9 protein-coding genes are annotated in these 13,082 nt (G+C 65.9%); 6 read left to right on the forward strand and 3 right to left on the reverse strand.

The window, feature by feature from the left end; translation table 11 throughout:
* Positions 1 to 10: 10 nt before the first annotated feature.
* On the forward strand, positions 11 to 2,671 hold the full coding sequence (locus Q5Z11_RS19050) for a sensor histidine kinase (protein WP_303747841.1): 2,661 nt from the start codon (positions 11 to 13) through the stop codon (positions 2,669 to 2,671).
* Positions 2,661 to 3,371: a response regulator transcription factor gene (locus Q5Z11_RS19055; RefSeq protein WP_303747842.1), complete on the forward strand. Its 711-nt coding sequence runs from the start codon at positions 2,661 to 2,663 to the stop codon at positions 3,369 to 3,371. Before Q5Z11_RS19050 ends, Q5Z11_RS19055 begins: the two co-directional genes overlap by 11 nt.
* A gap of 415 nt (positions 3,372 to 3,786) precedes the next feature.
* Here the strand turns inward: Q5Z11_RS19055 and Q5Z11_RS19060 are convergent, their stop codons facing one another.
* The 3 genes from Q5Z11_RS19060 to coaBC are packed head-to-tail and all read right to left on the reverse strand — an operon-like array spanning position 3,787 to position 7,860.
* Positions 3,787 to 6,138, reverse strand: coding sequence for a phosphomannomutase/phosphoglucomutase (locus Q5Z11_RS19060; protein ID WP_303747843.1), 2,352 nt, complete (start codon positions 6,136 to 6,138; stop codon positions 3,787 to 3,789).
* 16 nt (positions 6,139 to 6,154) lie between these two features.
* Entirely contained in the window at positions 6,155 to 6,622 is a 468-nt protein-coding gene (gene dut, locus Q5Z11_RS19065) for a dUTP diphosphatase (protein WP_282272235.1), read from the reverse strand.
* On the reverse strand, positions 6,619 to 7,860 hold the full coding sequence (gene coaBC, locus Q5Z11_RS19070; RefSeq protein ID WP_303747844.1) for a bifunctional phosphopantothenoylcysteine decarboxylase/phosphopantothenate--cysteine ligase CoaBC: 1,242 nt from the start codon (positions 7,858 to 7,860) through the stop codon (positions 6,619 to 6,621). The genes dut and coaBC overlap by 4 nt, the downstream gene beginning before the upstream one ends.
* Positions 7,861 to 7,957: 97 nt before the next feature.
* Between coaBC and radC the strand changes: the two genes are divergently transcribed.
* The 4 genes from radC to Q5Z11_RS19090 all read left to right on the forward strand — a co-directional run bounded on the left by radC (position 7,958) and on the right by Q5Z11_RS19090 (position 12,831).
* Positions 7,958 to 8,632, forward strand: a complete 675-nt coding sequence (gene radC / locus Q5Z11_RS19075) for a RadC family protein (protein WP_303750088.1) — start codon at positions 7,958 to 7,960, stop codon at positions 8,630 to 8,632.
* 195 nt (positions 8,633 to 8,827) lie between these two features.
* Entirely contained in the window at positions 8,828 to 10,516 is a 1,689-nt protein-coding gene (gene argS / locus Q5Z11_RS19080) for an arginine--tRNA ligase (RefSeq protein ID WP_303747845.1), read from the forward strand.
* A gap of 21 nt (positions 10,517 to 10,537) precedes the next feature.
* Complete coding sequence (locus tag Q5Z11_RS19085; RefSeq protein ID WP_303747846.1) at positions 10,538 to 11,422, forward strand: SPOR domain-containing protein; 885 nt, start codon at positions 10,538 to 10,540, stop codon at positions 11,420 to 11,422.
* Positions 11,423 to 12,078: 656 nt separating this feature from the next.
* Entirely contained in the window at positions 12,079 to 12,831 is a 753-nt protein-coding gene (locus Q5Z11_RS19090; RefSeq protein WP_303747847.1) for an SDR family NAD(P)-dependent oxidoreductase, read from the forward strand.
* Positions 12,832 to 13,082 lie beyond the last annotated feature (251 nt).

The raw sequence follows: 13,082 nt of genomic DNA on the forward strand, positions 1-13,082 counted from the left end.
AATCGCAGCCATGAACGACTCCCGTAGCCGCCAGGCTGATGCCTTGGCCGAGGCCCTGCAACGCGATGCCGGCGGCAAGCTGACCGTCTTCCTCGGCGCCGCACCGGGCGTGGGCAAGACCTTCAGCATGCTCACCCGCGCCCAGGAACAGCTGCGGCGTGGGGTGGATGTGGTGGCGGCCGTGGTTGAAACCCACGGCCGCAGCGACACCGCTGCCCTGCTCGACGGCATGCCGCGCATTGCAATATGCGTACTGGAGTACCACGGCCATCAGCTGCAGGAGATGGATCTGGATGCGGTGCTGGCCCGCAAACCGGCACTGGTGCTGGTCGATGAGCTGGCCCATCGCAATGCTCCCGGTAGTCGTCACGAACGTCGCTGGCAGGACGTGATGGAGCTGCTCGATGCCGGTATCGATGTGTGGACCACGATCAACATCCAGCATCTGGAAAGCCTCAACGATGTGGTGATGCGTATCACCGGCGTGCGCGTCAGCGAGACCGTGCCCGATGTGGTGTTCGACCGCCTGCACGACATCGTGCTGGTCGACCTGCCACCGCGCGAGCTGATTGAGCGCCTGCAGCAGGGCAAGGTCTATGTGCCCGAGCAGGCGGCGCAGGCATTGCAGGCATTTTTCTCGCCGGCCAACCTCACCGCCCTGCGCGAACTGGCGATGCAGGAAGCCGCCGACCGCGTCGACAGCAGCCTGCGCGAAACCCGCGCCGCGCGCGGCGAAGGCAATCTGCCGTTGCGGCGGCGCGTTGTGGTTGCCATCGACGGTGGCGGCCAGAGCGAGTATCTGGTGCGGGTGGCGCGACGCATCGCCGAGCGCCGCGATGCACCGTGGACAGTGGTGACCGTGCAGCACCGCCGCCACGACGAGGCCACCCGTCGCGAGATCGATGATGCGTTCGCACTCGCGCGGCGCTTGGGTGGCGATGCCGAGCTGCTGCACGGGCCGGGCATTGCCGATGCGCTGCTCGACTACGCCGCGCACAACGCGGTGTCGTCGCTGGTGCTGGGCCGCACCCGCGAGCGGCCGCTGGCGCGGCTGTTCAACCAGACCCTGACCCAGCAGCTGATCCAGCGTGGCGCGCACTACGAGATCACCATCATCAGCACGCCGCAGGCACGCGCCAACGCGCGTCGCTTCGGCCTGTCGCTCGCCCCGGACAGCTGGGGCAAGGATGCGATGACGGCGGTATTGGCCACCGTCGGCGCCTGCCTGGCCGCATGGCTGGGCGAGCACTGGATAGGCCTGAGCGATCTGGCAATGGTGTTCATCGTCGCGGTGGTGCTGGTGGCTGCACGCACCCGCATGAGCGCGGCGGTGCTGGCAGCGACGCTGTGCTTCCTCGCCTACAACTTCTTCTTCATCGCACCGCGCTTCACCTTCGCGATCAGCGCGCGACAAGGCGTGATCACCGTCTTCCTGTTCCTCGCGGCTGCGCTGGTGGCCGGACGATTGGCATCGCGCCTGCGCATGCAGGTGGTGGCGCTGCGCGCGGCCAATCGCCATGCCAATGTGCGGCAGACCTTGGGCCGGCAGCTTGTCGGTGCCACCGACAACGCCCAGGTCGCGCATGCCGGCCGCCTGGCACTGGAACAGGCACTGGATGCACCGGCATGGGTGCGGTTGGGTGATGACACCAGCACCAGTGGCACGGCCGCACCGGGCGACACCGATCTGGCTGCCGCCGACTGGTCGCTGCGGCATGGGCAGCCGGCCGGTCGCTTCACCGATACCTTGGCCGGCGCAGGCTGGTGGTTCCTACCATTGCTCGATGGCGATGCTCGCGCAATCGGTGTGGCCGGCCTGCGCTTTGACCATCAGCATCCGCGCTTGGCCCCGGAACAACGTCAGCTGGTGGAGGCGATGGCTGACGACATCGCCCAGGCGGCACTGCGCACGCGGCTGGTGGCCGATCTGGAAACCGCCCATCTGCACAATGAAACCGAGCGCCTGCGCTCGGCCCTGCTGTCCTCGGTCTCGCACGACCTGCGCTCACCGCTGGCGGCGATGATCGGCTCGGCCGACAGCCTGTCCAACTACGCCGATGCGATGGATGCCAGCGACCGCCGCGCCCTGCTCGACACCATCGTGGTCGAGGGCGAGCGGCTGGACCGCTACATCCAGAACCTGCTCGACATGACCCGGCTCGGCCACGACGGGCTCAAGCTCAACCGTGACTGGATCGGCGTGGACGAGCTGATCGGCTCGGCCGCACGCCGCCTGCAGCGCTACCAGCCGGACGTGCGCCTGCAGCTGGATATCCCGGCGGATATGGCACCGATCTGGGTGCACCCGGCGCTGGTCGAGCAGGCGGTGTTCAACGTGATGGAGAACGCAGCAAAGTTCTCGCCACCGGGCGTACCGGTGGAAGTGCGCGCGCGCCAGCAGGCCAACGAACTGCGCATCGAGGTGATCGACGCCGGCCCGGGCATTCCCGATGCCGAGCGCTCGCGCATCTTCGACATGTTCTACAGCGTGGAACGTGGCGACCGTGGCCGTCAGGGCACCGGTCTGGGCCTGACCATCTGCCAGGGCATGATCGGCGCACACGGTGGCAGTGTCGAAGCACTGCCGGGACGCGACGGACGCGGTACGCTGATACGCATGACCCTGCCCCTGCTCCAGCCACGCCCCGAGAGCCCGCGCGATGACGGCTGAAACGCCGGCCATTCCACCGCCGCGCGTGCTGGTGGTCGATGACGAAGTACAGATCCGGCGCTTCCTGGATATTTCATTGCGCGCGCAGGGCTATGCGGTCAGCCAGGCCGCCAACGGCGCCGAGGGACTGCAACGTCTGGCCGAGGATGGCGCCGATCTGGTGGTGCTGGATATCGGCCTGCCCGACATGGAAGGCCACGATGTGCTGGCCGAGCTGCGGCAATGGAGCCAGGTGCCGGTGATCATGCTGAGCGTGCGTGCCGGCGAAGCCGAGAAGGTGCGCGCCTTGGACAACGGCGCCAATGATTACGTGACCAAGCCGTTCGGCACCCAGGAATTGATGGCACGGGTGCGTGCCCTGCTACGCAGCCGCAGCACCGACAGCGAAGGCCAGGTGCCGGTGTTCGATGACGGCCGCCTGCATATCGACCTGTCGCGCCGCGATGTGCGCATGGATGGCGAGGCGATTGCATTGACCCGCAAGGAATATGCGCTGCTGGCGTTGTTGTTGCGCAATGCCGGGCGGGTGGTGACCCAGCCGCAGATCCTGCAGGAAATCTGGGGGCCGACGCATCGGCATGACACGCATTACCTGCGCATCCTGGTTGGGCGGTTGCGACACAAGCTCGGCGATTCGGCGCTGGAGTCGCGGTATCTGTTCACCGAGCCCGGGGTTGGTTTGCGGTTTGGTGGGACCTGATCCGGGCAGCTTGTAGAAGCGGCATCAGCCGCGAAGCGGGCGAAACAACAGCCGCCAAGCAATCGGCGATTGCAGCCATCCTGAAGCTGAAGGTGCAGTGGCTTCGCGGCTGACGCCGCTCCTACAAACCAGCGCTGGCAGAAGTAGAGGCAACAGCAACCCCTCCCCGGCCCTCCCCTTGGCTATGCCAAAGGGAGGGAGACAGGCGGCTGCGCTTCGGTCTGACAGGCTGCGCGCACTACACCCCCTCCCTTTGGCGTAGCCAAGGGGAGGGTTGGGGAGGGGTGCTCTTCGCGGAAATCCACAGCCCTCCAGCAGAATCTGCTCCGCAAGCAGTTGGCGAGAACCCAAATACCAGAAAACAAAAAACCGCCCACGCGATGCGTGGACGGCTCTTGCACAACAGCACCGCCGATCAGAACCCGAGTTCAGTCCCCGCCGGCAACACCTGCAGCAACTGCTCGCGGAACACGCCCTTGATCCGCTCCAGCGCCACTTCATCATTGGCCTCGAAACGCAGCACCAGCACCGGCGTGGTGTTGGAGGCACGCACCAAGCCCCAGCCATCGCTGAAATCGGCACGCAGGCCGTCAATCGTCGAAATCCGCGCACCGGAGAACACCGAGTCCTCCACCTGCGCCGAAGCCACGATCAAGGCCACCTGCGCATGCTGGGTGCCCTCTTCCACCGCCACCTTCAACTCCGGCGTGGAGACTGCATCCGGCAACTCGTCCAATACCTCGGACGGCTCTTCATCACGCTGCGCGAGGATTTCCAGCAAGCGCGCCGCCGCATACAGGCCATCATCAAAGCCGTACCAGCGCTCCTTGAAGAAGAAGTGGCCGCTCATCTCGCCGGCCAGCTCGGCGTCGGTTTCGCGCATCTTGGCCTTGACCAGCGAATGCCCGGTCTTCCACATCATCGGGCTGCCGCCATTGCGCAGGATGTAGTCCGACAATTTGCCCGTGCACTTCACGTCATAGATGACCATCGCGCCCGGGTTGCGGGTCAATACATCGGCGGCGAACAGCATCAGCAGCCGATCGGCATAGATGATCTTGCCTTCCTTGGTCACAACACCAAGGCGGTCACCATCGCCGTCGAAGGCGACACCAAGGTCAGCGTCGAAACGCTTGACCATCTGCACCAGGTCTTCGAGGTTGTGCGGGTCACTCGGGTCTGGATGGTGGTTGGGGAACTCACCGTCCACATCGCAGTACAGCGGGATGACTTCAGCGCCGATCGCCTCCAGCAGCTGCGGTGCCACCGCGCCGGCCACACCGTTGCCGGCATCGGCAACGATCTTCAACGGACGGTCCAGTTGCACGTCGTCGGCAATACGTTGCACGTAGTCGTTGATGACCTCGCGCTGCTGCAGGCTGCCTTCGTTGTCGGCACGCTGCAGGCGGCCTTCCTGGATGCGCTTGTACAGGTCGGTGATGGCGTCGCCGGAGAGCGTCTCGCCACCGATGACGATCTTGAAGCCGTTGTAGTCCGGTGGATTGTGGCTGCCGGTCACTGCCACGCAGCTGCCGGCGCGCAGGTGATAACTGGCGAAGTAGACCACCGGCGTCGGCGCCATGCCGATGTCGATCACATCGCAACCGGCACGGCGCAGGCCGGTGATCAAGGCGTCGCTCAACTCCGGGCCGGACAGGCGGCCATCGCGGCCCACCACCACATCGCGCAGGCCCTGCGCCTGCATTTCACTGCCGATGGCCTGGCCGATCAGGGTAGCGACGTTGGCATTCAACTCGTCACCGAGCACACCGCGGATGTCGTAGGCACGGAAGATGACCGGCAGCACCGCATCGGCGCCAGGTTCGACGCGCGCCTGCGGCGTATCATCGCTGCCTGCGTTGGCTGGTACCGGCAGTGGCTGCGGGTCCTGTTCCAAGGCTTCCTGCAACGTCAGGCCACCATCATCAACTTCGGCGGTATTCCTGCGCAGCGCCGGCAGGTTCATCAAGCGCTTGCGACCAAGCAGCAACAACAAGGCAGTGCCCAGCAACAGCAACGCCACGATGGCGCTGGAAACCACGCCCAGCCCCAACGCGCCGGTGCTGGCATCTGGCAGCTCGGCGACCACGCGCAAACCGCTGTCACCGACCGGCCGTGCCAGCGCGTCAGCACTGTTGCCCAGCTCGGATGCACCTTTCTGGACGATGGTGAAACCGCCCTGGCGCAAACCAAGGAAAGCGCTGTCCGGCGAATCAATGCCGTCAAACACCGAGGTCAGCCGGGTCAGCGGCTGGCGGATGTAGATCACCGCCGGCTTGCCCTGCAGCAGCACCGGTGCCGCCAGGCCCAGGCGCGGGCTGCCGCCATCGCGGACCACCTGCGCGGTCGGCTGGCCGGCGGCCATGGCCTGCTCCAGCAGCGCCAATCGCGAATATCCGAACGTCGCCGGATCGGCATAGGCCTCGGCCAGGGTGGCATCGAGCACCTGCGCGTCTTCCACGCCGTTCCACTTGTCACGTACCGCCAGGGCTGCCGCCGCGGCATCACCACTGGCCAAGGCGGCCTTCACCGGTTCCAGCGTCAGTTGCCGGGTGAACTGCGTGGTCTGTGCGGACAGCGCTTTCTGCACATCGGCCACGGCCTGATCGCGGGATTGCTCGAGCCCGACACTGGTGCCCGACTGCAACCACTGCTCCACCGCGCTCCAGCCGAACCAGCCGGCCAACAGCAGCAGCAGTACCGCCAGCAGTGGCGTTGAACGACCCAGTGCGGGACGTTGCCGCCCGCTCTCATTCCCTTGGCTCATCGTGCGTCTCCCCCTGTCAGCGCACCCCGGTGTGGCCGAATCCACCCGTTCCACGTGCACTGTCGATGAAAGTATCTACTACCTGCAACGTTACGCGTGCAATCGGCATCACCACCAACTGCGCGATACGGTCGCCCGGTTCAATCGTGAATGCGTCGCGGCCTCGGTTCCACACGCTGATCAGCAGAGGGCCCTGGTAGTCGGCATCGATCAGGCCGGTGCCATTGCCCAGCACGATGCCGTGCCGATGGCCCAGCCCCGAACGCGGCAGCACCACCGCACACAGGCCCGGGTCGGCGATATGGATCGCGATGCCGCTGGGCAGCAGTGCCGCGTCGCCGGGTTCCAGCGTCAGCGCCGCTTCGGTGGCTGCGCGCAGGTCCATGCCAGCGCTGGCCTCGGTGGCGTAAGCCGGCAGCGGCCAGCTGTCGCCGAAGCGCGGGTCCAACAACTTCACCTGCAAGGGCTGCAGTCCATTACTCATGCGTCCAACCTCTCGGCAATCAAATCCAACAACTGTTCGGCAAGCTGGGTCTTGGCGGTGCCCGGGAACTCGCGCAGGCCACCATTCCAGTAGGCAACGGCGGCGTTCTGGTCGCTTTCAAAGCCATTGCCGGCAATGCCGACCTGGTTGGCGATGATGAGGTCCAGGTGCTTGTCGGCCAGCTTGCCACGTGCGTACTTCTCGACGTCGTGAGTTTCCGCGGCAAAACCGACCACCAGCTTCAATGCCTGCTCCTGCACGGCCACTTCGGCCAGGATGTCGGCGGTACGCACCAGTTCCAGCGTCAGCGTCTGGGTGCCGGCGGTCTTTTTCAGCTTCTGTGGCGAGACCTGGCGTGGCGTGTAATCGGCCACGGCGGCGGCGCCGATGTAGATATCGGCCGGCAAGGCCCCCAGCACGGCGTCACGCATCTGCGCGGCGGAGCGCACATCAATGCGCTGCACACCGGCCGGGGTGGGCAACTGCACTGGGCCGCTGACCAGTACCACCTGCGCGCCCTGACGGGCGGCGGCGGCGGCCAGGGCGTAGCCCATCTTGCCGCTGGAGCGGTTGCCGACGTAGCGCACCGGGTCCAGGTCTTCATAGGTGGGGCCGGCGCTGATCAACACGCGCATGCCGTTGAGCCGCCCCGGTTTGGCCGGTGCCTGTGGGGCCAAGCCGCCCGCCAGCGCAGCAATGATGGTCGGCGCCTCGCTGACCCGGCCCGGGCCGGATTCGCCCTCGGCCAGCGGGCCATCTTCCGGCCCGATCACCTGTACGCCGCGCTCGCGCAGCAGCGCCATGTTGGCCTGGGTAGCCGGGTGCAGCCACATGCGGTGGTTCATTGCCGGGCACACGGTCAGCGGCGCGGTACTTGCCAGGCACAGCGTGGTCACCAGATCGTCGGCGTTGCCGTGCGCCAGCCGCGCCAGCAGGTCAGCGGTGGCCGGGGCGATGACGATGCGGTCGGCCCAGCGCGCCAGTTCGATATGGCCCATGGCCTGTTCGGCGGCACTGTCCCACAGGGTGGTGCGGGTCGGATGGCCGGACAGCGCCTGGAAGCTCAAGGGGGTGACGAACTGCTGTGCACCCGCCGTCATCGCCACCTGCACGGTAGCGCCGGCGTCACGCAGCCGGCGTACCAGCTCCAGCGACTTGTACGCGGCGATGCCGCCGCCTACGCATAGCAGCAGCTTCTGTCCTTCCAAAGGTCGGGAAGTGGGGGAAACGCTGGTCACGGATGGATATTCCTAGGTACAGAAGAAGGGTTAGCTTAACCGAAGGCTTTGTTGCGCCTGATCCAGTTTTTGGCAAATGGCGGTGAATCTGCCACTCATGCATATCCGTGATTGGCCCAGCGCTGAACGCCCGCGCGAGAAGCTTCTTGCACGCGGCGTGGCCGCGCTTTCCGATGCTGAACTGTTGGCGATCTTCCTTGGCTCGGGTCTGCGCGGGCGTGATGCCGTGCAGACAGCGCGCGAGCTGCTGCAGGCGCATGGTCCGCTGCGGGCACTGCTGGACCGGAGCGCACCACAACTGGCCAAGCTGCCCGGGCTGGGCCCCGCCCGTGCCTGCCAGTTCAGCGCCGCGCTGGAACTGGGCCGGCGCCATCTGGCTGCCGCGCTGGAGCGTGGCGAGGCCCTGACCGATCCGGCCGCCGCCGGCCGTTACTTCGCCCAGCGCCTGCGCCACCGGCCGCAGGAGGTGTTTGCCGTGCTGTTCCTGGACAACCGCCACCGGGCCGTGGCCTTCGAGGAGTTATCCACAGGCACGGTGGACAGCGCCGAGGTCCACCCGCGTGAAGTCGTCCGCCAGGCCTTGGCACACAACGCCGCAGCGGTGATCCTCGGCCACAACCACCCGTCCGGGAACCCGGAGCCCTCGGCGGCCGACCGCGCCATCACCCAGCGCCTGCAGCAGGCCCTGGCGCTGGTGGATATCCGTCTGCTCGACCATTTCGTGATCGGCGACGGCGCACCGGTGTCGCTGGCCGCACGTGGCTGGGTCTGAGCGGGGCGGCCTGAATCGATCTGCCCGCAGCGCCCACCCCGGATCCGTCGGGGCGGGGTTGGAACACCCTGCGCCTGCTGCCCATGGCGGGTTTTCTGTTTTTTTGACATTCCTGACCCCTGCCGGCGCCTCGCGGGCGGCCTTGCCGCAGGTCAGGTAAAATGGTCAGTTCCGCGCTTCAAGCAGAATAGTCACGTGAAAGCCCAACTCCGCGCCCTCATCGGCCAAGGCATCGAAGCCTTGCGCGCCAACGGCACTTTGCCTGCCGACACCCTGCCGCCGGATTTCGTGGTCGAGCGACCCAAGACCCGCGAACACGGTGATTTCGCCACCAACGCCGCCATGCTGCTGGCCAAGGCCGCGCGCAGCAATCCGCGCGCCGTCGCGCAGGCACTGGTTGCCGCGTTGCCGGTCAGCGACGACATCGTCAATGTCGAGATCGCCGGCCCTGGCTTCATCAACTTCAAACTCTCGCCGGTGGCTTACCAGCGCGAAGTGGTCAGCGTGCTCAAGGAAGCCGAAGACTACGGCCGCAACCTGAGTGGCAACGGCCGCAGCGTCGGCGTCGAGTACGTGTCGGCCAACCCGACCGGCCCGCTGCATGTCGGCCACGGCCGCGCCGGTGCGATCGGCGACTGCATCGCCCGCGTGCTGGAAGCCAACGGCTGGAACGCCAAGCGCGAGTTCTATTACAACGACGCCGGCGTGCAGATCGAAAACCTCGCCAAGTCGGTGCAGGCACGTGCGCGCGGCTTCAAGCCGGGCGACGAGCAGTGGCCGACCGACGCCTACAACGGCGAATACATCGGCGACGTGGCCAAGGCCTACCTGCTCGGTGAGACCGTGGACCTGGAAGGCAGCCAAATCGTCGCCGCCAAGGATGCCGAGAACCTGGAAGAAGTCCGCCGCTTCGCCGTTGCCTACCTGCGCAACGAGCAGAACCTGGACCTGGCCGCATTCGGCGTGGATTTCGACATCTACTTCCTGGAAAGCTCGCTGTACAAGGACGGCAAGGTTGCCGAGACCGTGCAGCAGCTGATCAGCTCCGGCCATACCTACGAGGAAGGCGGCGCGCTGTGGCTGCGCTCCACCGATTTCGGTGACGACAAGGACCGCGTGATGCGCAAGTCCGACGGCACCTTTACCTATTTCCTGCCGGACGTGGCCTACCACCTGAGCAAGTGGCAACGCGGTTACGAACGCGCCATCACCGAGCTGGGTGCCGACCACCACGGTTCGCTGGCGCGCGTGCGCGCCGGCCTGCAGGCGCTGGACCTGGGCATTCCCAAGGGCTGGCCGGAATACGTGCTGCACCAGATGGTGACGGTGATGCGCGGTGGCGAGGAAGTGAAGCTGTCCAAGCGTGCCGGCAGCTACCTGACCCTGCGCGACCTGATCGAAGAAGTGGGCAGCGATGCGGTGCGTTGGTTCCTGATCGCGCGCAAGCCCGATTCGCAGCTGACCTTCGACATCGACCTGGCCCGCCAGCAGAGCAGCGACAACCCGGTGTTCTACGTGCAGTACGCGCATGCCCGCGTCTGCTCGCTGCTGCGCCAGGCGCAGGAGAAGGGCCTGGACTACAAGCAGGTCGAAGGCCTGGCGGCGCTGTCGCGTCTTGGCGATGACGCCTCGCTGGAACTGATGAACGAAATCTCGCGTTACCCGGAAGTGGTGGAAGCGGCCGGCATCGCGCTGGAACCGCACCAGATCGCGCAGTATCTGCGTGAATTGGCACACGCTTTCCACACGTGGTATCACGGCACGCCGGTACTGGTGGATGATGCCGCCGAGCGCAACGCCAAGCTCGCCTTGGCCAGCGCCGCACGGCAGACCCTGGCCAACGGCCTGAGCATCCTGGGCGTCAGTGCCCCGGAAAAGATGTAAACACCTGGAGACGCAGTAGACATGGCAGCACGACGCGGCAAAAGCCAAGCCCGGCGCAACAACGACAATGGCACGCCCGGCTGGGTGTGGCTGGTTGCCGGCGTGGCGATTGCGGCGGTGGTGTTCCTGGCGGCGCCCAACCTGTTCAAGAAGGACGGCGATGGTTTCCTGCGCGTAGGCCCACAACCCAACCCGGACGCACAGCCGGCGCCGGTTGCCGATGCCGACGTCGACGCCGGTGTGGAATCGAACAAGCCAGCCACCCCTGCCGGCGCCAAGCCGGAGGAGAAGCCAGCCACCCAGTACGACTTCTACACCTTGCTGCCGGGCACGGAAGTACAGATGTCCGACGCCGAGTTGGCAGCCAGCGCCAAGGCCGAGGAGCAGCGCCGTGCTGCTGCAGCGCGCGCGAGCGCGGCAGCAACGCCGACTACGCCTGCCACGCCACCGACCGAGGCCCAGCGTGCACAGGCGGCACTGGAAGGGCGTCCGTTGCCGGCACCGGTGAGCGAGACGGTTCGCCAGCCGGCACCGATCAGTGAAACGGCGGCGCGTCCGGCCCAGGTTGCCAGCGCTACCCCAGCACCTGCGGCCACCGCACCAAGGCCGGCACCTGCTGCGGCTGCGCCAGCGGCGACTGTTGCCGCTGCCGCACCGGCGGCAGCGACCGACAATGTTCGCTACATCCTGCAGGCAGGTGCGTTTGGTGCGTCGGGTGATGCCGAATCGACCAAGGCCAAGCTGGCCATGATGGGCTTGGCTGCGCGGGTGGAATCGGCGCAGATCAACGGCAACACCGTTTACCGCGTGCGCATGGGCCCGTATGGCACCGCCAGCGAACTGGCAGAGGCCAAGGCCAAGCTCAACGGCACCGGCTTGCAGGCGATGGCGATCAAGGCGCAGTGAAGTCGCCTACGGCGGCTTCACCCCAAAGTTTGTGAAGCAAACTTTGGGCCCCATGCCCGTCTTCTCCACAACCCCGCGCCTGTCGGCGCGCCCCCTTTACTAAAGGGGAGAGGTGAAACCGCCGATGGCGGCTTCACCCCCAAGATTTGCTTCGCGAATCTTGGGCCCCGTGCCCTTCTTATCCAAAACCCCGCGCCTGTCGGCGCGCCCCCTTTACTAAAGGGGGCTGTTGCGACTGACAGGTCGCTCGAAAAGCTTCTCGATCATTCAGGCCCTGACGTCGCTTTGATGTTGGGGCTTTTTGTTGGTGCCGTTGTAGCGCCGGTGCGTGCAGGCACCTGGGGCTTTGAGTGCGCATTTGCTCGAGAGCTGGTTTCTCTTGCGACGCTGATTTTCCTGCGAAGAGCACCCCTCCCCAACCCTCCCTTGCGCCGCAGGCGCCGGGGAGGGTTGGGGAGAAGTGCTTGGCTGTGGCTTTGGCTGTGGCTTTAGCTTTAGCTTTAGCCCTTCTCCCGCCTGCGGGAGAAGGGTTGGGATGAGGGGCGCTTTGGCTTTGGCTTTGGCTTTTTGCTTTGGTACTTGCTTGTGCCCTCGACCCCACACCCCAAACGTCCCAAAGTGCGAAAATCAACATCCCCCGCCCCTAGGATTCCGCAATGTCCAAGACCGCTTTGATCACCGGTGCCACGTCCGGCTTCGGCGCCGCCGCTGTCCGCCGCTTTGCTGCGGCCGGCTGGAAGGTGATCGCCACCGGTCGTCGTGCCGAGCGCTTGCAGCCGCTGGTTGAAGAATTCGGCGCCGACAAGATCCACGCCGCCGCCTTCGACATCCGCGATGCCGCCGCAATGGAAGCCGCACTGGCCGCCCTGCCGCCCGCCTTCCGCGACATCGACCTGCTGGTCAACAACGCAGGCCTCGCCCAAGGCACCGCTGCGGCCCAGCACGCCAGCCTGGAAGACTGGCGCACGATGATCGACACCAACATCACCGCGCTGGTGACGCTGACCCATCACCTGCTGCCCAAGCTCGTAGAGCGTCGTGGCGCGATCATCAACATCAGCTCCACCGCCGCGCTCTACCCGTATCCGGGCGGCAATGCCTACGGCGGCACAAAAGCCTTCGTCAGCCAGTTCTCGCTGGGCCTGCGCTCGGACCTGCACGGCACTGGCGTGCGCGTGACCGCAATCGAGCCGGGCATGGCCGAAACCGAATTCACCTTGGTGCGTACGCACGGCAATCAGGCCGCATCCGACCAGCTGTACGGCGGCGCGAATCCGATGACCGCCGAAGACATCGCCGAGCAGATCTTCTGGGTGGCGACGCTGCCCGCGCACCTCAACGTCAACCGCATCGAGTTGATGCCGGTAAGCCAGTCGTTCGCCGGCTTCCAGGTGGCCCGCCAGAGCTGACCATCCTTGGCGATCCAGCACCCCAACGAAGCCCCGGGATCGCAAAGATCCCGGGGTTTTTCATATGCACCATGCCAGCGGCTCTGCTGCATCACCGAGCTAAACTTCAGCGCCGCCATGCCGCTATCAAGGTGCAGTGCCAAGCTGGATCAACCGTCCCGCGCGGCCATGAAGGAAACATCACGCTGCCGCAGCAAGGAACAAAGGATTGCGTTTCATGGAAGTCACTTTTGCACGTACCCGCTCCGCGC

Source organism: Stenotrophomonas sp. 610A2 (genome assembly GCF_030549615.1).
In the GTDB taxonomy this organism is placed as follows: Bacteria; Pseudomonadota; Gammaproteobacteria; order Xanthomonadales; family Xanthomonadaceae; genus Stenotrophomonas; species Stenotrophomonas pigmentata.

Bases quoted from the DNA above. Each gene is read 5' to 3' on its own strand.
- Q5Z11_RS19050 (WP_303747841.1), top strand. From the start codon at position 11: ATGAACGACTCCCGTAGCCGCCAGGCTGATGCCTTGGCCGAGGCCCTG.
- radC (WP_303750088.1), top strand. From the start codon at position 7,958: ATGCATATCCGTGATTGGCCCAGCGCTGAACGCCCGCGCGAGAAGCTT.
- Q5Z11_RS19055 (WP_303747842.1), top strand. From the start codon at position 2,661: ATGACGGCTGAAACGCCGGCCATTCCACCGCCGCGCGTGCTGGTGGTC.
- Q5Z11_RS19085 (WP_303747846.1), top strand. From the start codon at position 10,538: ATGGCAGCACGACGCGGCAAAAGCCAAGCCCGGCGCAACAACGACAAT.
- dut (WP_282272235.1), bottom strand. From the start codon at position 6,622: ATGAGTAATGGACTGCAGCCCTTGCAGGTGAAGTTGTTGGACCCGCGC.
- Q5Z11_RS19060 (WP_303747843.1), bottom strand. From the start codon at position 6,138: ATGAGCCAAGGGAATGAGAGCGGGCGGCAACGTCCCGCACTGGGTCGT.
- Q5Z11_RS19090 (WP_303747847.1), top strand. From the start codon at position 12,079: ATGTCCAAGACCGCTTTGATCACCGGTGCCACGTCCGGCTTCGGCGCC.